General features: G+C 59.0%; 26 protein-coding genes. 14 read left to right on the top strand and 12 right to left on the bottom strand.

Annotation, left to right across the window (positions count from 1 at the left end; genetic code table 11):
• Positions 1–24: 24 nt before the first annotated feature.
• Complete coding sequence (locus CIK74_RS06565) at positions 25–282, top strand: DUF4235 domain-containing protein (RefSeq protein WP_096254981.1); 258 nt, start codon at positions 25–27, stop codon at positions 280–282.
• A 55-nt stretch (positions 283–337) separates the two neighbouring features.
• Here CIK74_RS06565 and CIK74_RS06560 read toward each other — a convergent pair whose 3' ends face one another.
• Genes CIK74_RS06560 through CIK74_RS06550 form a run of 3 tightly spaced genes read right to left on the bottom strand, consistent with a single transcriptional unit; the run spans position 338 to position 3511 of the window.
• Positions 338–1090 carry a glycosyltransferase gene (locus CIK74_RS06560; protein ID WP_096254980.1) on the bottom strand — a complete coding sequence of 251 codons (753 nt, stop codon included), beginning with the start codon at positions 1088–1090 and terminating at the stop codon, positions 338–340.
• The gene (locus CIK74_RS06555) at positions 1080–2456 is read right to left on the bottom strand and encodes a bifunctional PIG-L family deacetylase/class I SAM-dependent methyltransferase (RefSeq protein WP_096254979.1); all 1377 of its coding nucleotides are present in this window, start codon (positions 2454–2456) and stop codon (positions 1080–1082) included. The genes CIK74_RS06560 and CIK74_RS06555 overlap by 11 nt, the downstream gene beginning before the upstream one ends.
• Positions 2450–3511: an acyl-CoA dehydrogenase family protein gene (locus tag CIK74_RS06550; RefSeq protein WP_141392892.1), complete on the bottom strand. Its 1062-nt coding sequence runs from the start codon at positions 3509–3511 to the stop codon at positions 2450–2452. Before CIK74_RS06550 ends, CIK74_RS06555 begins: the two co-directional genes overlap by 7 nt.
• Positions 3512–3677: 166 nt before the next feature.
• Between CIK74_RS06550 and CIK74_RS06545 the strand changes: the two genes are divergently transcribed.
• Positions 3678–4268, top strand: coding sequence for a hypothetical protein (locus CIK74_RS06545; RefSeq protein ID WP_240520478.1), 591 nt, complete (start codon positions 3678–3680; stop codon positions 4266–4268).
• Positions 4269–4346: 78 nt separating this feature from the next.
• Here CIK74_RS06545 and CIK74_RS06540 read toward each other — a convergent pair whose 3' ends face one another.
• The gene (locus CIK74_RS06540) at positions 4347–4565 is read right to left on the bottom strand and encodes a hypothetical protein (RefSeq protein WP_096254977.1); all 219 of its coding nucleotides are present in this window, start codon (positions 4563–4565) and stop codon (positions 4347–4349) included.
• Between the two features lie 258 nt (positions 4566–4823).
• On the opposite strand from CIK74_RS06540, the gene CIK74_RS06535 reads away from it, so the two are divergent.
• On the top strand, positions 4824–5018 hold the full coding sequence (locus CIK74_RS06535; protein ID WP_096254976.1) for a CsbD family protein: 195 nt from the start codon (positions 4824–4826) through the stop codon (positions 5016–5018).
• A 219-nt stretch (positions 5019–5237) separates the two neighbouring features.
• Here CIK74_RS06535 and CIK74_RS06530 read toward each other — a convergent pair whose 3' ends face one another.
• Together CIK74_RS06530 and CIK74_RS06525 are read right to left on the bottom strand one after the other, a co-directional pair.
• Positions 5238–5714: a pyridoxamine 5'-phosphate oxidase family protein gene (locus CIK74_RS06530; RefSeq protein ID WP_096254975.1), complete on the bottom strand. Its 477-nt coding sequence runs from the start codon at positions 5712–5714 to the stop codon at positions 5238–5240.
• A 158-nt stretch (positions 5715–5872) separates the two neighbouring features.
• A complete protein-coding gene (locus CIK74_RS06525; protein WP_170947777.1) occupies positions 5873–7036 on the bottom strand; it encodes a glycosyltransferase in 1164 nt (387 codons plus the stop codon).
• Between the two features lie 104 nt (positions 7037–7140).
• Between CIK74_RS06525 and CIK74_RS06520 the strand changes: the two genes are divergently transcribed.
• The gene (locus CIK74_RS06520; RefSeq protein WP_096254973.1) at positions 7141–7998 is read left to right on the top strand and encodes a glycosyltransferase family 2 protein; all 858 of its coding nucleotides are present in this window, start codon (positions 7141–7143) and stop codon (positions 7996–7998) included.
• On the opposite strand, the gene CIK74_RS06515 is transcribed toward CIK74_RS06520, so the two are convergent.
• On the bottom strand, positions 7995–9071 hold the full coding sequence (locus CIK74_RS06515) for a hypothetical protein (protein ID WP_096254972.1): 1077 nt from the start codon (positions 9069–9071) through the stop codon (positions 7995–7997). The two genes, CIK74_RS06520 and CIK74_RS06515, sit on opposite strands and share 4 nt — an antisense overlap.
• Positions 9068–10192, bottom strand: coding sequence for a glycosyltransferase (locus CIK74_RS06510; protein WP_170947776.1), 1125 nt, complete (start codon positions 10190–10192; stop codon positions 9068–9070). The genes CIK74_RS06515 and CIK74_RS06510 overlap by 4 nt, the downstream gene beginning before the upstream one ends.
• A gap of 330 nt (positions 10193–10522) precedes the next feature.
• On the opposite strand from CIK74_RS06510, the gene CIK74_RS18715 reads away from it, so the two are divergent.
• From CIK74_RS18715 to CIK74_RS06505, 3 genes are all read left to right on the top strand, one after another.
• The gene (locus tag CIK74_RS18715) at positions 10523–10696 is read left to right on the top strand and encodes a hypothetical protein (RefSeq protein ID WP_170947775.1); all 174 of its coding nucleotides are present in this window, start codon (positions 10523–10525) and stop codon (positions 10694–10696) included.
• 372 nt (positions 10697–11068) lie between these two features.
• On the top strand, positions 11069–11275 hold the full coding sequence (locus CIK74_RS19185) for a PRC-barrel domain-containing protein (protein ID WP_343251920.1): 207 nt from the start codon (positions 11069–11071) through the stop codon (positions 11273–11275).
• The gene (locus tag CIK74_RS06505; protein ID WP_343251919.1) at positions 11272–11865 is read left to right on the top strand and encodes a YsnF/AvaK domain-containing protein; all 594 of its coding nucleotides are present in this window, start codon (positions 11272–11274) and stop codon (positions 11863–11865) included. The genes CIK74_RS19185 and CIK74_RS06505 overlap by 4 nt, the downstream gene beginning before the upstream one ends.
• Positions 11866–12074: 209 nt before the next feature.
• On the opposite strand, the gene CIK74_RS06500 is transcribed toward CIK74_RS06505, so the two are convergent.
• Together CIK74_RS06500 and CIK74_RS06495 are read right to left on the bottom strand one after the other, a co-directional pair.
• A complete protein-coding gene (locus tag CIK74_RS06500) occupies positions 12075–12611 on the bottom strand; it encodes a hypothetical protein (RefSeq protein WP_240520477.1) in 537 nt (178 codons plus the stop codon).
• 466 nt (positions 12612–13077) lie between these two features.
• Positions 13078–13278, bottom strand: coding sequence for a DUF2188 domain-containing protein (locus CIK74_RS06495; RefSeq protein ID WP_096254970.1), 201 nt, complete (start codon positions 13276–13278; stop codon positions 13078–13080).
• 466 nt (positions 13279–13744) lie between these two features.
• Here CIK74_RS06495 and CIK74_RS06490 point away from each other — a divergent pair, with 466 nt between their 5' ends.
• Positions 13745–14215, top strand: coding sequence for a DUF4383 domain-containing protein (locus tag CIK74_RS06490; RefSeq protein WP_170947774.1), 471 nt, complete (start codon positions 13745–13747; stop codon positions 14213–14215).
• A gap of 84 nt (positions 14216–14299) precedes the next feature.
• Here CIK74_RS06490 and CIK74_RS18710 read toward each other — a convergent pair whose 3' ends face one another.
• Positions 14300–14449 carry a hypothetical protein gene (locus CIK74_RS18710; protein ID WP_170947773.1) on the bottom strand — a complete coding sequence of 50 codons (150 nt, stop codon included), beginning with the start codon at positions 14447–14449 and terminating at the stop codon, positions 14300–14302.
• On the opposite strand from CIK74_RS18710, the gene CIK74_RS06485 reads away from it, so the two are divergent.
• Positions 14441–14620 (top strand): hypothetical protein, encoded by a 180-nt coding sequence (locus tag CIK74_RS06485; protein WP_096254969.1) that lies wholly within the window; start codon positions 14441–14443, stop codon positions 14618–14620. The genes CIK74_RS18710 and CIK74_RS06485 overlap by 9 nt on opposite strands.
• A gap of 154 nt (positions 14621–14774) precedes the next feature.
• Positions 14775–15284 carry a DNA starvation/stationary phase protection protein gene (locus CIK74_RS06480; protein ID WP_096254968.1) on the top strand — a complete coding sequence of 170 codons (510 nt, stop codon included), beginning with the start codon at positions 14775–14777 and terminating at the stop codon, positions 15282–15284.
• 423 nt (positions 15285–15707) lie between these two features.
• On the opposite strand, the gene CIK74_RS06470 is transcribed toward CIK74_RS06480, so the two are convergent.
• The gene (locus CIK74_RS06470; RefSeq protein WP_096254966.1) at positions 15708–16787 is read right to left on the bottom strand and encodes a YbdK family carboxylate-amine ligase; all 1080 of its coding nucleotides are present in this window, start codon (positions 16785–16787) and stop codon (positions 15708–15710) included.
• Between the two features lie 340 nt (positions 16788–17127).
• On the opposite strand from CIK74_RS06470, the gene CIK74_RS06465 reads away from it, so the two are divergent.
• The 4 genes from CIK74_RS06465 to CIK74_RS06455 all read left to right on the top strand — a co-directional run bounded on the left by CIK74_RS06465 (position 17128) and on the right by CIK74_RS06455 (position 18532).
• On the top strand, positions 17128–17397 hold the full coding sequence (locus tag CIK74_RS06465) for a Rho termination factor N-terminal domain-containing protein (protein WP_096254965.1): 270 nt from the start codon (positions 17128–17130) through the stop codon (positions 17395–17397).
• Positions 17398–17420: 23 nt separating this feature from the next.
• On the top strand, positions 17421–17576 hold the full coding sequence (locus CIK74_RS18705; protein ID WP_170947772.1) for a hypothetical protein: 156 nt from the start codon (positions 17421–17423) through the stop codon (positions 17574–17576).
• Positions 17577–17597: 21 nt separating this feature from the next.
• Entirely contained in the window at positions 17598–17849 is a 252-nt protein-coding gene (locus tag CIK74_RS06460; RefSeq protein WP_096254964.1) for a hypothetical protein, read from the top strand.
• 89 nt (positions 17850–17938) lie between these two features.
• Positions 17939–18532 (top strand): isochorismatase family cysteine hydrolase, encoded by a 594-nt coding sequence (locus CIK74_RS06455; RefSeq protein WP_096254963.1) that lies wholly within the window; start codon positions 17939–17941, stop codon positions 18530–18532.
• Positions 18533–18582 lie beyond the last annotated feature (50 nt).

Raw genomic sequence — 18582 nt, 5'->3', positions numbered from 1 at the left:
CAGTAACCTATGGAAGGAAAACTCATGAAAATCATCGTCAAATTGCTCGGAACCCTCGCCTCGCTGATCACCGGTTGGCTGGGTGCCAAAGTGGTGGGCAGCGTCTGGAAAAAGGCCACCGGCGAGCAGCCTCCGTCGCTGGCAAACCCGGACAAACAGCAGCAAGCGACGCTGGGCAAGGTCGTGGCATTCGCGGTGATCTCCGGTGCGAGCGCCGCCTGCATCCAGGCGTTGACGAAGCGTTGGACACGGAACTTGGAGCTCAAGGCTGCCAAGCACTAGGACAAGACCTGAGGCTGGACGGGCGCCGGATCATTTTCCGGCGCCCGTCCAGCTTTCACTTGCCGGCCCGCGATTCGACGCGGGTGCCGTGGCCCGCCAAGGTGGCCAGATAATCCGCGAAACCCTCGCGGAGCCGGCCACGCATCCGACCTGAAGTCACCGCGTGCAGCGACGCCGAGGCATCCACCCGGTACCCGGCCTGGCGCAGTGCGCTGACCAGCGCAATATCCTCCCCTGCCTCCAACGGTTCAAAACCACCCACCGCCTCATAGGCCGCGGCGCTGACCGCGAAGTTGGCTCCATGGATGTGGTGATGCCCGTCGACCGGCCGGTAGGCTGCCTGCCACAGCGCAAAGATACCAGGATCCAGCTCTCGGCGATCCGGTTCGACGGTTCCGGTGACCGCATCCGCTCCGGCCGCGTGGTATCTGGCAATGGAATCCAGCCAATGCTCCGGAACCCGGGTATCTGCATCGGTGCAAGCAACCCAAAGTGAGCCGCCGCTGGCGAGCGGAGCCAGTTCATTCACCGCGTGCCGCACGCCAGCAGCACGGCTGGCACCGACATTGCGATGCTGGACACAAAGTCCTGCAATCCGCGGGTCGGCGGCGCCATGGCGCTGGATTATTTCCGAAGTTTTATCGGTGCACGAATCCAATACGAAGGTCACTGTCACAAGTACTTCCGGATGGGTTGAGGCAAAACGCTCCATGGCAGATCCCAGCGACCGAAGGCACCCGTCAACATGGTCAGCCTCATTGTGCGCCGGAACAACGACGGCGATGGCGTCTAACGTATTACGACCCATGGCGGCCTGCCGGCTTGCGCAGTATTTCAAGCAAGAAATCTTGTTCCTGATGAACTACTGCGGCTTCCCAATTCCACTCGCCGGCCATACGATGCACGGCTTTTCCATCCAGCGGCCAGCCTTCAATGGGATGCAGCCAGTGGCACAGCACCAGTTCGCCGCCGGGTTCAAGCACCGTGGCACAGTGCTGGAGAACTTCGGCTAATTCATCCGCGGCCAAGAAGTAGCCGATTTCGCTGAGCACCACCAAGTCCATTGATCCGGGGTCGCAGTGCGGCCATTGCCCCGGCAACGTCGCTTGGCGCAGGCTCACATGTTCCATGCCGGTCACCTGCTCGCCTGCGTGGGCCAGTGCCTCGGCGCTGGCATCAACAGCCAGCAATTGGCCGCTTCGCGTAGCCAACGCGGCCGTTTGCATTCCAATGGAACACCCTAATTCCAGGACGGAGCGATAGCGGCGGCGCGGTAGCGAGGCCATCATGATTTCTTGCTTGCGCTGCTCGTAGTGGCTGTCCTTGTAGTTCCACGGGTCCGGCCGCTGGGCATACAGCTCATCAAACACCTGGGAGGCGGCAGCCGCATCCTTGTCGCCTGGCCAGGTAAGCCGGAAGATTTCCCGCGGGCCGTGGAAGTGCTCCAGAAATTGGCTATCGAGCAGCACCTCATCCCCGGGCAGGCTCGATAGCGGCTGCGTTTGGGATGTGTGCGCGGCCAGCGCCCGGCGTTTGGCCTGCACCGTTTGTTCATCCAAGGAAAGCTGGGTCCAATGCCGCCAGCGCACCTCGGTGCCCGGGGCAGCCCAATGCCAGTACCAGATGGGAAATTCCAGAAGGCAAAAGGACAGCTCGGCACAGATTTTCGCTGCAAGGCGACCTAGTACCTCATGATCGGGGTGCCCGTCACTGCGGTAAGTACTGGCTACCACACAGGGCCCGCCTTCGCTGATTTCGCGCAGCGCTGCCTCTATCTCGGTGGCGTGCGAAGGCAAGTGGCCATCGGGCAACCGAAGGCAGCGCAAGTGCACTGCACCGCTTGCCTTGGCCTCAGCGCGCAGCAGCGCCATGGCCTGCCCAAGTTCTGCATCACGCACGGCGGCCAATTGGGCCGGCGAATGCGTGGCAGATTCCGGATGCGACGCCTCGCCTGAGGTGCAGGCCAGGACCGTCACCTCGATGCCCATTTTCACCGCTTGGTGGATCAGTCCGCCTGCACCGAGTGTCTCGTCATCTGGATGCGCTGCCAGGACTACCAGCTTGGTGCCTTGCGTAAATACCCGGGAAAGATCCAGCTGCTCCAGGTCTTTCAAGCCATGGGCATTCCATTGCGCGGCCGCGGTGCCTTGATCAGTGTGGCTGAATGTCACCATGGCCGTGCACCTGCTTGAGCATGCTGCTGATAAACCATCCGTCCCAGTGCCGCGTCGTCGCGGGCACCATGGTGCTGGCGCACATAGATCCCCAGGTCGGCCACGCGCCGTGCGTGGTTTTCATCTGTTGCCAGCGGGCCTGGCCCGGTTGCTTCGGCACTGATCTGCAGGACCCGTCCGCATAGCTGCGCGATGTGGCCGCGCACGCGGGCTGCATGCATTGCGTCAAGTGCACCGCGGTCGGCTAGTCCGGCCGCATGATGAAGTACCTGGGCACCGCCGGCCAGCAGCCGGTCAGCTTCGCCGAGCCAGGCCGACGCCAGTTGATCTGGCTCTCTCTTGGCGGAGCTCTCCAGCAGGTGGCGGAAGATTCCAATTGCTCCCCCGAACCAGCATGCCGCCACGCCGGCCCCGCCTACGGCGAAGCCCGCACGTTCCAGATACCAACCAGCCGGGCCTACCGGCTTTGTCTTCACCGAGGCAAAGCGCACGGACCCGCTGGGCAGCCGGGCCATGCCACGGCTGATCCAATTGCCGGTTTCGACCTGGATGCCGGGCTGGTCCAGCTGCACGGTGAACAGCCTGCGCCCTTGGGCAGTGTGCGCGCTGATCAGTGCATGGGAAATCTGGCCTGCGAGCGAACACCATGGCTTAACCCCGTTCAGCTCCCATTGACCGTGATCATCTGCGGTGGCCTCCAGTGTGCTGCCGGGACCTTCGGCCGCATAGACACCCCACGTTTGACTCGGCTGCCACGGCTTGCCCGCTTCGCCCAGGATGGCTGCGGCATCGAAGTGCGGTTCCACGCTGCGCGCGGCCACCAAGTCGATGGCGCCAAGCGAGGCGAGGAATTCCCATAATTGAACGGTGCTTCCCTGTCCAGGTACCGGCGGATCCACCGTGGCGCGTGCCAGCGCCCGGAGCACGGTGGCTGGGTTGCCTTGGCATTCGCCGGCGGCTTCGAGTATTGACGGCCCGGCTGGCCACCACGCAGTTTCTGGTTCCGAGTCCGCGCATCCGGGCGTTGGACCGAATTTCACTGGCCTTTGTCGCATGAATATCCTCCTGCACTTTCGGGCCAGTGTAGAGCAATCGCCCGGGACATGGAGCAAGCTGATAGGCCCCTGATACGGGTGCTTCCGATTGGGTCGCGCTCAAGTCGATCTGGTGACGAGCCGCTCTATGGCTGTGAATAATCTGAGAAGGATTAACCACTTAAATATGAACCGTGCCACACCTGCTACATTCAAGGCAGTGCCAGATTCACCGATAGCAGGCGCAGGAATTCCTTCCTCGATGGCAGTGGGTGTTTTCGCGGCACACCATGGGGAGCACTCGAAATATCGTTCACAAGTGGAGGTAGTTCTAATGCCCGGACGTATCGTCAGATCCAAAACCGCTGAGCGCGTGGCCCTTTTACTGGACTCGCGCGAGGGCCGGAAGTATCTTGCACGCCACGGCTGGAAAGAAGGCATGGCGATCGTGATGACTCTGCCCGCGGAGCCATTGGAAGATGTCATGGGACTCGTGTCGGTTCATCCGGGCGCCGTACTTGTCGCGATGGTCGACGAGGATTCCCAAGACCTGCGTTTTATCCACGTCTCCGAGACTTCCGCCGCGCTGAAGGTCGTCGAGGAATCGGCACGCAGTATGTCCTTCGGAAATTTTGTTGATGCTCTGGAACTCAGCGGCATGGCGACGTTCAGAATCCGCTACTGGAAATACAGCGCGGTCGCCCATATCCTGCCGGTCTTTGACCCCTCGGAATTCCAGCAGGCTACCGTGTATCAGCGGACCTCCACACGCCTTTAGAACCTGGCAATACCGGCATCAGCGGCAGGCAACGCCAGCACGCATGCCGGAAATTCGCTGCTCATGAACCTCAAAAAGCTAGTCCTGGCCGATGCTCATCCTGATAGCGGATCGCACGGTCAGCAATGTCGCGTCGATTTCTCCTGCCCGGGACTCCCAGTACTCGGGATCCAGTCCGAAGCCATTTTGGGCTTCGACTGCCTTACGCAGAAAATCGTCGCGGTGATCTTCCAAGGCATTAACAAGGTCTGAAATTTGGGACTTGGATAGCGCCAAGTCGAGATTGATATCGGTCATTGCGTTGACTCCGCCGTGCGTTGAATGCTGGTAAATAAAACTTGCTTACACCATACGCCTTTTACGTGCCGATGGTGCAAAGGGCTAGCTCAAGCCCACGTTTTGGGTTGCGCGTGAAGGACCGGAAGTAAAGATCACCAGGCTTATCCGCCCTGGGAGCCGCTGGTTCCCAGCTGGTATTCAGTTTAAAACAGCGGATGTGCGATTAGTTCTATAGTTCAAATTGTAAGTACCAGATCCAAACAGGAGGTAGTGACCATGGGTATCGGAGATAAAATCCAGAACAAGGCTCAGGAAGTATCTGGAAAAGCCAAGGAATCGATTGGCGATGCAACTGACAACGAAAGTCTGCAGGCCGAGGGCGCCAAGGACCAGGCGGCTGCGCACACCAAGCAGGCTGGCGAAAACGTCAAGGACGCTGCCAAGGATGTCAAAGACGACCTGACGAAGTAGTTGCCCCGCACATGGCGCCCCATGGATCTTCGGATCATGGGGCGCCATGTGCATGTCTACCCCTTTGGTAGCCAGCCTTTAAGCCTTGGCGAAGGCACCACCGCTGGAAGCGCGATGACCTCCTGCCTAGCGCACTAAGCGGCAACGGCCTCCGAACCCTCGCGGGAATCGGAGGCCGTTAGTGTTATGGATCAATGCGGTGAGAAGGTGTTCACACGGCTATAGCTGCACGGTGTTCGAATCCCCCGGCTCGGCATTCTTGCCGGTGAGTTTATGCTTCACCCACCCGGCGACCAGGCTTGCTGCGCCACCTGGATTCTTCCAGTACTCCGCGGATTCGGAATCCACGCGCAGCAGCACCGTATCCGGCGATTCCGGGCCATCGGTGGCAAAGGTTTCTACCATGGGATTCCATAGCTCCTTTTTCTTCGCCACGTCGCGCACCACCGATGCGCGTCCGCTGACCGAGACCCACTCCTTGTTTCCGGAGAACGAGACGTTCACCAGGTCCTGCGTCTCGAATTCACGAACGATATCCGACTGCGCGGTAGAGAAGAACCATAGATCTCCGTCTTCCTTCACGTCGATGACCGTCAGCGGACGGCTGACCAGACGCCCTTGGCTCTGGGTCGCGACCATGCCGATGCGCACATCGTTGATGATGCCGATAACTTTGTCTACCTCTTCGTTGGCCATGCTTCAGCTCCTTGGAATCGGGATGTTCAGGTCGCTTTCCACGCTACAGATTTTCAGCGCCGTGCAAAGCCGTACTCAGTGGATTGCCAGCTAGCAGGTCCACACACCGCTGCGAATCGAAGCAACCGCCGGCATTGCTCGGAAGCTAGCCGCGCAGATCACCGAGCACCGGCGGCACTGGAGCCGGTTTGAGGCAATGTCTTGCGTCTGCCCAGCGAAGTCGAATAGATGCGTTGATGGGCTTCGGCCAGCGCTTCGCGTTGCTCTTGGCGTTCGGCGGCCCCCATGCCCGGAATGAAAGCCAGACCGACCTGCCGGCGCACTGCAGCACGCAGCGACTCCTCCTCGACTTGGTCCGCGTTCCAGCGGTACGCGGCCAGCGAGGGATGCTGACCTGCATACTGGCCGCACAAGGGAACAACCACCGCCGTCCCGGCGTCCAAAGCGGCTTCGAGCCAGCCCGAATGCGTCCCGAACTGATAAGGCAAGACGTTGACGTCCAGAGAAGCAAAATACTCGCACAGCTCCTCGTGGCTGAAGTACTCGTGGGAAACCAACTCCCATTTTCCTTGGAGCTGGCCGCCGGTGAGCAGCCGTGCCAGCTCCTCGCGGTATTCGCTGCTATCTGGATCCAGCACCTGGCGGTGGATATTAACTTGCAGTACCACGTTCGGGATTTCCGCGACAATCCGCGCCAGCGGTTCGAGGATCGCCGGAGAAATATTGGCGCGCAGCCCCTTCAAATGCACACCCACCCGCCTCAGACGCTGCGGATCCTGTGCCCGCTGCTTTTCCCGGCTCTGGCGAATCCGCTCCATCACTGCAAAGTCCAGCACATGAGGATGTGGCAGCACATGAGCTTGCCGGCCCCATTGGGCAGCAATCGCGGCCGCTGCCCCGTCGGTCAAGGTGATCAGCTCATCTGCACCGGTGATGAGCACATCCAGCAAGGCCAGATGCGCGGCCGAATCCGGTTGGTGCGGATTGATCAAGTCGTGCACGGTATATACCAGCGGCTTGCCCCAGCGCCGCAACTCTGCCATGGTTTCGCGAAGCTGCTGGGGATCCAGCGCATCAAAACCGAAGTGGACATGCATCAGGTCAAAAGAGTCACGATGGTCCCGGACCCATGGGGCGCTGAGCATGACCGGCGGCCACCACGGCGATTGTCCGCTGCGCGGACCCCGGGCAGGCACCGGATCCGGCAACCGCAGAATCTGCGGGCGCGGCTGGCCGTGGCAGGATTCCAGGTGGCGGATGTAGATCTGGTCGCTGGGTACCGAAGCGACGCGGATGATGTTGGACGTAATCTGAGAAGTCATGATGGATCCTGCTTTGCGAGTGTTCTTTTGAGTAATGTCGAGCCGTACGGATTTGTCCATCTGCCCGGCAGAGCCGGGTAAGTGCCAGGGAGCCGAAGAACAACATGGAATTTTCAGTTTTGGTGATTGCCCATGGCCGTGCCGGCCACCTGCAGCGGCTGCTAGACGGGGTGCAGCGCAGCACCTGTCGGCCGCAGGAAGTGGTGGTGGTGTACATGGATGATCCGCGGCCTGAGCCGGTGGCCTGCACGCTTGGGCTGCGGATTATCCATCTGCCTTCCTTGCCGCACGAAAGCGGACTTCCGCTGGCCCGCGCCCGCAATGCTGCAGCGTACACTGCACGCTCGGAACGGCTGGTGTTCCTGGATGTCGATTGCATCCCCGCGCAACCTGCTTTGTCCGAACTGCTCGAAGCCTTGGCAGAGCACCGCGGGCTGGTGATGGCCGAACCGCGCTATCTGCGCCAGCCTTTGGAATCCGGGCCCACGCCTGCCGATCAGCGGCTTGCCGAGCTTTCGGTCGCGCACCACGCGCGGGCAGATCTTCCACGCAACACTCCCTGCGACCATCACGAGATGTTCTGGTCCTTGGGATTCGCCATCCACGCCCGGGACTTCGCGCGGCTTGGCGGATTCAACACCGGCTACGGCGGATACGGAGGCGAAGACACCGATTTCGCCCTGGCCGCGCGTGCACAGGATCTTGCGGTGACTTTCAGCAGCGCGGTCATCTTCCACCAGCACCACGGAGTGTACAAGCCGCCGCTGGACCATTTTGCGGACATCGTCCAGAATGCCAAGATTTTCCGGCAGCGCTGGGGAATCTGGCCTATGCAAGGATGGCTCGCTTCCTTCCAGCAACTGGGTCTGATCAACTGGAACGCTGAGGCTGAGCCGTTGCAGATCCTGCGCCATCCCACCGTTAGCGAAATCGAGCAGGCACACAGCCTGGAACCCTATTAGCATCTGCTTATCCCTGCCACTAGGTCCCCGGCCATAGACCGAAGCCGCCCGGTGAATTCCTCCGGGTCAATGAACAGGGCCCGGGCCAGTGCGAAGCCGTCAGTCTGTGCCGTCTGCTCGAGGATCATGTTCCAGTCCGCGGGGCTCTGCCACGAGTCGAGCATCAGGCATCCGGTGGCTCGCTGCAGTATTGATGCATAGCAGCGCTGTTCGTCGAAGGGCCGTTCTTCGGGTATCAGCAGCACTGGCCGGCCGCAGGCCGCCGCGGCAGAAACCGCGTTGTGCCCGGATGAGGTGATTACTACCGCGGCCTGTGCAAGGAAGGGTGCTGCATCCGGCACCACCCCATGGAATCGCAGATTGTCCGGGATCCTTGAGCCGTCCGGGTTTACCGACCCGAGCACCTCCCAAGACCATTGACTGGCGCAGGTCGCTGCCCGGACAATGTCCGCTTGCCCGATGGAAGAACCAAGCGAGGTCTGCACTACCACCTTGCCCGGCAGTGTTCCAGCATCGGCAGATCCGCTGGAATCCTGGCTCTCTGCCAAATTCGTGGCGGGGCGCGGCACCGCCAGATAGTGGCTTTTATGCGCGTACCGCTCCAGATGACCTGCATCTTCCAGTTCCTGCGGATAGTAGGCAAAAAGAGCGTCAACGATGTCGTAGGCCATGGCATGCGCCTTATCGCTGCGTTTTCCCGGCATGCGCCGCATCGCCACGCGGTAGCCGCTGAGCTTGGCGAAGAGTGCTACTTCCACCGATACATCGACCATCACCAGATCGGGGGCAAACCGCTTCCATGCCTGGTTCAGCGTGGCGAAGCGCTCGGTGATGTGTCTGCCCACCGGCGCGTAATGCAGGTATCCGCCCGCGGCCGGTTGGTTCGTTTGCTCCGGGTGCACATCTGCGGTTAAGGAGACGTAATTTGTCCCGGCCGGCAGCAGCGTCCCTCGGTTCGGCCCGGTGCTGGTGACCTGCACCTCGAAGACGGAGGCGTCGATGATCCTGCGGGCATGGCGCAGGTGGCCGGAACCCACGTGGTGGGCATAGTAGGAAATCCGCGGTGCGCTCATGATTCCCGGCCTCGAAGCGCCAGGGGCGCAGCGATCTGCGCGAGCAGGGATTCATAGGCTTCAATCATCAGTTCACGCGAAAAACCCGCGGCACGTTCGCGCACCTTCTGGCGGTCCATGGCCAAGGCCCTTGCCACGGCGTGGCCAAGCGCCGCGGCGGTCCGCGCAGTGGCGAGCGCGCCGCCGGTCGTTCCGATCAGTTCTGCCATGGCTCCGGCGGGCAGGGCGGCGACCGGGGTGCCACAGGCCATCGCCTCAAGTGTGGTCAGTCCGAAGGGCTCTTCCCACAGCGGCGAGGAAATGAACACCTCGCTGGAGCCAATGAGCTGCCGCAGTTCCTCTTGCGGCAGATGCCCCAGGTATCTGGCGTCCTCGGCCAGGGACGGGGCGATCAGCTCATTAAAGTATTCCCGGTCCTGGATGGGCCCGGCCATTGCCAATCGCAGATTATTAGCCCGGGCCGCAGCGATGGCCAGATGCGTGCCTTTCTCCGGGGTGATGCGTCCGGTCCAGGCCGCGGTTCCCGCACTGACCTCGGCATGGGGCTGGTTTCCCCAGAATTCCATGTTAATTCCATTGGGGATGATCTCCAGCTGCGGCAGCCAGCGGCGCCATGCCCTGGCATTAACGGCCGAAACCGTAGCGAAACGGTGCCGCTCATCGGTTTTCTGCTTGTCCAGCAGCGAGGTAATCCTAGGAAGCGGAGGGGTGTGGAGAATGTGCAGGACAGCCATTCCCTGCAAATGCGCGTGCGGTATTGGACTGAGCGAATTATTGATGACCACGTCGAAGTCACCGGCACGAATGTGCTCTACCGCTGACTTCATCGCACCGTCCAGCTTCCGGTGCTGCGCATTTTTCATTTGGTCATCCGGATATCCCCGGACCTCGAAAGTCCCGGAGATCACCGGATGGATCCGAAGCGTGGCTCGCGGGCAAAGCGCTTCGCTGCCTGCTTTGGCGAACAGCGTGACATGGTGTCCGCGCGAACTGAGATCCGAGACCAGATGCGCGGTATGCGCTTCCATCCCGCCGGCAAAAGGTGCGCGGATTGGATGGTGCAGATGCGCAAGAACCGCAATGCGAAGTGGGTCAGGCGCGTCCAGTAACTGGATTGACACGTGCTTAGCCGCCTTTCTATGACTTCTCCCCACGGAGAGTATTGATCCACCGCAGAGTATCCCTCCGTCCATACCCGGTGTCGCAGATCCCAGAATTTCCCAGCATTCTTCCGGTTTTGCGGAGCACAAGTATTCCTCGCTGTGCGCGCGGCGCTGGACATGTTGGTGCCGCATGCCACGTCAGGCAGTTTTTCCGTTCCTTGAAAGATGTTTCATGCCAGCGGCAATTCCGGCTCAAGCAATCGGCTCAAACGGCACTGACGCTTCAAAATAGGCAGATTTTCCTGCCTCGGATTGTGCTGGGATTTTAGATCCAGGGCAGAATCAACTGTGCAGCCGGGCTCTATCCAGGGTGGTCCGGTGCTCATCGCGGTCTCGGCATCTGGCAACCCGCAGATACGTCGGATTCCAGCCGCTCCAGAGCTAGCCTCCGCGGGCACAGCTATGCACTCGCTGGGAATGCGGATCAGCACCGTTCAGTGCCGTTTGGGCTGGACGCCTTAGGGAACAAATCCGGAGGACCCGGTGTAAGAATCGTGCATCCTCCACACACAGGTGCCATAGGTTTTCCCGATTGAACCTACCAGCCACTCGCCTGACCGCACGGATTGTGGAGTCGTTCCAGTGGCCAATGTAAGGATACCCGCGAGATTCACAGGCATTGCGGAGCTTGCGGGTATGCAGGCACAAGCTTGGAAATCCTCATTTGCATTCCATGCAATAGTCGACTCAGCGCGGCAACGTCATGGCCGCCTGAGAGAAGTTTTCTCGAGTCACGCCCCTATCGAGGCGCAGCTTCAGCAGTCCGGCACCACAGCCGGTCAGGCTGTTTGGATTTGATGATTTCATTGACGAACGCAGCAGAAGGAGAAACTCATGATCAACACAGACCAGCTACACGAATTAAGCCTTATCGGCGGCACCGTCACCGGAAACGATGGGGAGAAGATTGGAAAGCTCGGCCAAGTTTTCCTGGACGAACAAACCGGTGAACCTGAGTGGGTTACCGTGAACACCGGGTTCTTCGGCCTGTCAGAAAACTTCGTCCCCTGGCCGATGCCAGCGTTGCCGGAGACACCTTGAATGTTCCTTTCGACAAGAAGACGGTCAAGGAGGCTCCGCGAGTCGATGCCCAGACACAGTTGAGCCCCTCCGAGGAGCAGGAGCTCTTCGAGTACTACGGCCGGGCTTATGACTTCGCGGAACCAACCGGCGTCGACACCGAGTCGACTGCAGGCGAGGCATCCACCGGTTCTTTGCAGCGGCCAGGTCTCGATGATGAAGTTGCAGCAGCCGATCAGTCCATGATCCGTTCCGAAGAACAGCTGCGTGTGGGCACCGAGCAGGTGCAGACCGGCAAGGTCCGGTTGCGCAAGCACGTAGTGACCGAGGACGTGACCACAACCGTTCCCGTCAGCCATGAAGAGGTCAGGCTCGAACGCGAGCCGATTACCGGAGCTCAGACTTCGGACACAGTGGCAGGTGGCGATCTGGGTTCCGAGGAACAGGAAGTCACGCTCCATGCCGAACGTCCAGTGGTTGACAAGGAAGCCGTTCCCGTCGAGCGGGTCCGCTTGGACAAGGAAACGGTCGTCGAGGACGAGCGTATCGATGAGCAACTGCGCAAGGAACGTATTGAAACCGACGGCTTGGATGACGGGCCAAACCGTTAAACTGATGTTCGCCGGCCGCAGCTGAGGCTGGCGGATGCACTTCCGACAAGGACCGGTTCAGTATGCCGGCCCTTGTCGGCGCCTCAAAATTTCTTGGTCTTCACTAAACTCCGGATTAAGCAGTGTGGGGCATCGGCCCGAAGGCAGATGCCCCACTTGGTGGCAATGCTTGTCAGCGGCCTCCCGCGCCGAGGTGGCTAGAGCGGCATCTAGTTCCTGTAAGAAAGTTGTGCTTCTGTGGCAGTTGCCCGATAGGCCGGAATGAGGTGGGCCACGGCACTGTATTTCCAGTACTTGACCCGGAAAGTCATCATTCCTTCGTGTTCGGCCGCCTCAAAGAGCGCGCCGATGCTGGTCCCCTGCGCAACATTGTTCACAATGCTCAGCGCCGGGTTCGGAGCTGAAACATGCAAGAACAACGGGTCTGCACTGCGTGGATCAAGCATGGCAACGAGCACTGCCCGCCCGTGCACGGATACCAATGCCATCACGTCCTCAAGTGCCTCTTGGGATTCGGACATCACCACAGGCATACCTTCAACCCAGCCATACTGGGACAAGTGCTTGCGTCCTTCACGGGAACCTAAGAGTTCAGTTACTCGTTCGGCAGTTTTCGACCTCACAATACGTCCCGCCACGTGCACTACCTCCATATTTGTTCGTAACTCTTCGAGTACTCCCTTTACGCCGCACTGTTCCCGTGCTCCGGAAAACCGTGTCTGATTAGAATCTGGATTTGCAGCCACGCGATGTCCACACATGCAACAAATTCCAAAAGTCCAAGTCAGTAAACACAAGTTATCAATTCGTTACACCACTTCGCAAGACCGGATCCATGTTGCCAAATCCGCTCTTGCACGGTAGCGGACTATTGGCGGCTGCAGGCACTGCCCTCTTCAACCGCTCTTCATGCCTGAGAACACGGAGTTTGAGGACCCGCTACGAATGCGCTCCCCCGCTGGCGTCAGTTCACGAGTGGCAACGCAAAAGCCCACGTTTACAAACCGGGACGCTCAGCTGACTTTCAGGTTTACGGACACTGCTTTCACCATCCAAGCCCAAGCGAACTGTCGAAGCAGAGCCGGGCAACCCAGCGCCCTATCCGGCATACCTTGAAGTAATTCCTTGGCGGACGTGTGGGTCATCTGACAGCCCTGCAATGTGCTGCGAACGCTTAGTGCCGACATCGCAGCTGCAGAAATTTACGGCAGGCTACGGATACGTTTCCTCGAACTCCAGCTCTCCTTCGTCATCATGGACAAAGATCACCGCGTCTCCGAGTTCTTCAGCCTTGGCCAACGCCTGCTGGTAGGCCTCTGCTTGGGATTTGCTCGTTGTCACGTGTTGTCCGCCGAGGGAAACAGTCCATTGTCCGGGGTCTTTGACCAGCACATGCAGATGATTTCTGCTCATTTTCCGAATCCTTTTCGTCTTTGCACTTACTCGTTATGGCCTTCTGTCATTCTCGCACCGCCAAGTAGCAAGCATCGGCTTCGCGTGAGATCCACAGATTCCCTTGAGACTGTCCATTCGTCGAAGCGCTGGGACAACGCTTCCTGTGAAAAATCCCGGCAGAGCCAATACACTGCCATCGAGTGTGATGGCATTACGTGGAGAAATCAGGCTGGCGCGACCGCCGCACCAGTGATGAATTCCCAGAATCGCGCCACGGGCCTCAGCTATTTGCCGAAGGCAACTGTCCCCGGCCCTAAACACCGGGCTGCCGGCAATCCTTGAAACCTGAGTATTTCCTGTGCACCTAGGCTCTTGCTTCCCGCGCGCGCTCCAGACCTCTAGCGTGTCTGACACGCGGGAAAACACCGTGCGGCGCGTGAGCGTCATCCGTTCTGTTGCTGATCAAGAACGAAGGAGAGCCACCATGAACACACGAAACACCCCCTCTGATGTCCGATCTGCGGTGGAGAAGGCCGCTCTGTTGATAGGCATAGTCTTCCTCCTCGTCGGCGTCCTGGGATTCATTCCGGGAGTCACGACAAACTACGATTCGCTTTCAGGAGCAGGGCACCATTCCGAGGCGAACCTCCTCGGGATTTTCCAAGTCTCCTACCTGCACAACGCAGTGCACCTTTTGTTCGGCATTGCCGGACTCATCATGGCGCGCAGCATCCCGGCGGCAAAAAGCTACCTCGTGGTCGGCGGAATCATCTATCTGCTGCTCTGGATTTACGGGCTGATCATCGACTTTGACAGCGCAGCCAACTTCATCCCGCTCAACGATGCAGATAATTGGCTTCATCTGGTCCTCGGCGTAGGAATGGTGGCCCTTGGCCTGTTGCTGACACGGCGCGGCCAGCATCCCGATCACCGCAATTCCTTGGAGACCCGTTAACCGTATTCCAAGGGTCTAGCACTTTAAAGGCAGCGTCCCCAAGGGCGCTGCCTTTAGCATGCGGTTACCGGAGCTGGAGTCTGGCTAGAAATTCGCTGGCGGGTCAGAGGCCGGGAACGACTCATCTTCCCACTCCCGGACGAGTTCTTCGTTCTGCAAGATTTCTTCGTCCGTGTTCTCCGTCTGGGAAGTATTCTGCTCGACTGGATCGTTAGGGGCTGGGTCATGCACCATGTTTCTCCTTGGATTCATTCGGGGCAACGTACTGCGGTGGACGATACCGGCTGGTTCTACCTGTCCGCCAGCATTATCCGGATACTGCCAGCTAATGGAAGCGGCGGTTTCCCAGATTCCGGCCGGGTGCTGATGGGGCTTAAGCTTGTCGGTCAGTTTTCACGGATCTGAATGAATTTTTCGCACGCAGGGCAAAGCTTGGAGCGAGGTGAGAATGTCCCTTGCTGTTTTACACCCACAGGGCATCAGTAGTAGCGTCCAATTTAGCTGGTGTCCCCTCGGGACCACCGCCGAACATGTCAGATTCACTGCAAAGGAGAAAAATATGTCGAACACAAAAAACACTCCAGCAAGCAAGACCCGCAAGGAAAATGCTGAGGGAGGCTTTATTGCCCCGGCAGTTCTGCGCGACTCGCTGCAATCGGTGCTCATCCAGTTGCTCGACCTGCAGCTGGTCGGCAAGCAGATTCATTGGAATGTCGTCGGGCCCAATTTTCGCGACCTGCATCAGAACCTCGATGAGATCGTGGCCATTGCCCGCCGAGGTTCCGATGAAATCGCCGAGCGCATGCGTGCAGTGCATGTGACCCCAGACGGACTGGCAGCCACCATCACCAAGTACACGGAGCTGGACCAACCAACCAATGGTGAAATCCTCACCACGACCGCTGTAGATATCGTGGTCAAGGCCTTGGAAGCAACGGTTGGCGTCATGCGTGAAGTACATGATCCGGTGGACGAGGCAGACCCAACCACCGCCGACATCCTGCATGAATACATTGCCCTACTCGAGCAGCAGGCCTGGTTCATCAGCGCAGAAACGCGTAAGCCTTAGACGCTGAGCTTTAAAAGTACGTGGGACCAGTTCACTATGAACTGGTCCCACGTACCTTTTGCTGCCCGAGGCCGCTCAAGCGCGGTCTGCAAGTAGAGCTTCGCCCGAATGGCGGGCGCAACTGGCGCAGCAGTAGATTCCGGTGCCGCTTTCCACCCCGTGGCCTAGAATTCGGCACCCGCAATGGGCACAGCTCGGTGCCATCAGGTGGATGGCGCATTCAAAGCTATCGAAGGTTTTTGTCTGTTCGCCTCTCGTCACGGTGAACGTCTTGTCGTATTCGTTACCGCACGTGTCGCAGAGAGCCATGGAAGCACTCCTTTCTGGTTGGTGTTTCTTTTCTAGACCTTTATCCGTCGCAGGGAAACCCCGGTAGCGGTTTTCTTCGGGCGCTCCCAGCTTGATCATTCGCAATCGGCAGCACTACATACGCATTTCACTATGGGCATTGGCCAATAGATGGCTGATGGAACCACGCTCAAAGGCTGCCCGCTGACGGACTGCGCCGTTTCCCATTTCCAAGATATTGCGCAGGGAGTGCACGGCGAAGTCATAATCTCCGCTCTCTCGCAGCGCCGGTTCAATCAGCCGCAACAACCGGCTCATCAGGTCCTTGCTGCTGACGGTACTTCCGTCACCGGGGTTGATCTGGTTTCCGGTAAGCCCATGCTTGGCAGCCTGCCAGAAGGCAATGTCCAGTCTTTCAGGAAGATACTCGTAGGACGTTGCCCCGGGTTTCAGTGCCGTATCCACGACCGCCCGGGCCAGTACGGCAATGAGAACTGAGTCATGAGCACGCAATTGCGAATCTGCGACGCGCAGCTCAATGGTGGGATGGGTTTCTGAAAGCCGTACGGCCCATCCGATATGTCCTTGATCAGGTACTGCTTCCGTGTCGACCAGCACACGCAGCCTACTCTCGTAGTCCAATGCGTCGCTGAAATGCGGGGGGATCCCCTGAACGGACCATTTGCGGTAGTGGATAGTGCGCCAGGAAGAAAATCCGCTGTCCGCTCCGTGCCACAGGGGCGAGTTGGCGCCCAGGGCGCAGAATAACGGCAACCACGGCCGCAGGAAATTTAATGCCCTTACCCCCGCGTCACGATCAGGGATGGACACATGAATATGCAGTCCGCACATGTAATGCTCCGAGGTGATTCCCGGAAGCAGCGCATGGATGTCTTGGTATCGCTCGTTATCGGTCACCGTCGGAGTTTTCTGCGCGATCATTGGTGCCGCACCGAGCCCGGCGACAATCATTGAAGACGCTTCGGCTTGGTGGGCCAAAGCAGAACGGAAACCACGCAGTTCCGCCAGCGCCTGATTTCTGTCTTCGCAGATGGCACTGGCGTACTCCAGCTGGCAAGCCAGCAGCTCATGCTGCACCTCTCCACGCCGCTGCGAGTCGAGCAGTTCTTTGAACGGGTTGGGATCCGGTTCGGCCGGTAGCCCGGTTTCCGCATCGATCATGAAGAATTCTTCTTCGATACCGAAGGTACTCATGTTCCTCTCCCTTCAGTGGGCCATTGGCCAATGATTTCCCTAGCGTGCTGAATGCGGACCTTCTGTTCAGCTGTCCAGCTGTAGCCTCAGAATGCCATTTGCCCGGTCCCCACTCAAGATCCAGCAACTCGGAAACCTCCCCCAATTAGCTGGATTTTTCTGCTTTTACACGCACCAAAAGACGGACTGTGCTAGGCCATATACCCAGTGCAGTCCGAGTTTCTGGGATTTACCATAAAGAAAAGCGCCGGCACTGGCGAAGCGTCCGGCGGAAGCCTAGCGTGTGCGGTACCTGGCAGGTTCTTCCAATCGATCCCCGCCAGCAGAGAGGTGAGAAGAGATGGCAGAGAAAAGTAGTTCCAACCGAATCAAGGATGAAGAACTCTATGAAGAGCTCCGCGACGAGGGCAATTCCAAGCAGAAATCCGCTCGGATTGCCAACGCCGCGGCCCGCGATGGCCGCGGCAAAGTGGGCGAACGCGGTGGTGAGTCCGGCAGCTATGAGGACTGGACCGTTCAGGAGCTCAAAGAACGAGCCAAGGAAATCGGCCTGGAAAACTACTCAGACAAACGCAAGAACGAACTAATAGACATGCTCCGAGACAGCTAATTGACTGGAACGAGGTATCAACGATGACTGAACGCGCAAATTCCAGTGACGGTTCTGATCCGACGGACGAGCCGGAGGAAAAGAACGTGGTTCGCCGGGGACCGATTTCAGACCCGGACCAAGACGGGGAATCCACGGCTGAAGAAGCAGAGGATCCCAATCGATTTGATGCCGGATAGCCGGCAGTAAGGAGTACCAGCATGACTTCGCGACAGCCTGAAAAGGCTCCCCGCAGGAAACACCTGGGATTGGGGCTGCTGATTGGCGGATTGATCATCTTGGCCTTTTTCTTGTCGTTCTTGCTGATTCCGCAGAATGCTGACAGGTCGTTCTCCCCGATGTGGATAGGTGTCGCGTGGGGCGCACTGATGGCCATCTGGGGCCTCTTCAGAATGATCAAGGGTCCAAGCAGCCTTGACCACCCACGTGGCGGCAGCGACGCAGGCCTCTAGTGAAAACGATTAACCAGAACCCACTGATGATGGGGACAGATATTTGCTGTCCCCATCATCAGCTGCATCTGAAGCCAAGGCAGTAAGCAATGAGCCTGTGGAAACCCGAATACTTCTCCCGTCCGGCGCTGGTCATCGTCGATATGCAAAATGCTTTCTTCGAGACCGACGAACTGGCGAAGCTGCGCCAGCAGGTGGCCGGGCAGTGCAACAGGCTGCTGGCCGAAGCCCGTGCTCATGATCTGCTGATAGTCAATGTCCGCACCATTCACCAGCGCGATAAATCGACATGGACTTTGAGCATGCTCGAAGATGACCAGGGCTTCCTCTTTGAAGGAACAGTGCAGACTCACAACCTTGCTGAACTGGACCTATCCCGCGCGGTGGAAGTTATCAAGCATCGCGACAGCGCTTTCTGGCAAACCGGCCTGGACGGGCTTCTGCAGTTCCATAGGATCCGTGCGCTGATTCTGGCCGGAGTGGCTTCCGACTCCTGCATCGCAGCGACCGCGGCAGATGCCTTTGCAGCTAACTACCGCGTAGCCATTGCCAGTCAGGCGGTTGCCTCTGCAGACCCGGATTTTGAACAAACCACCCTGCACCAATTAGCAGAACGCCACCGCCAGCCTGCGGTGGATACTGGGAGTTTGCTCAAGGCAATGTCACGCGGCAAGCGCGTCTAGTACATTGACCAGCTAACCGGGCTTCATCCGGTGTCCGTCCTCAATCTTAG

The sequence above is a fragment of the Glutamicibacter sp. BW77 genome (assembly GCF_002332285.1).
GTDB lineage: Bacteria > Actinomycetota > Actinomycetes > Actinomycetales > Micrococcaceae > Glutamicibacter > Glutamicibacter bergerei.
Note: the sequence above shows the minus strand (reverse complement) of the source record. Positions and strands in the feature narration are given on the sequence as shown.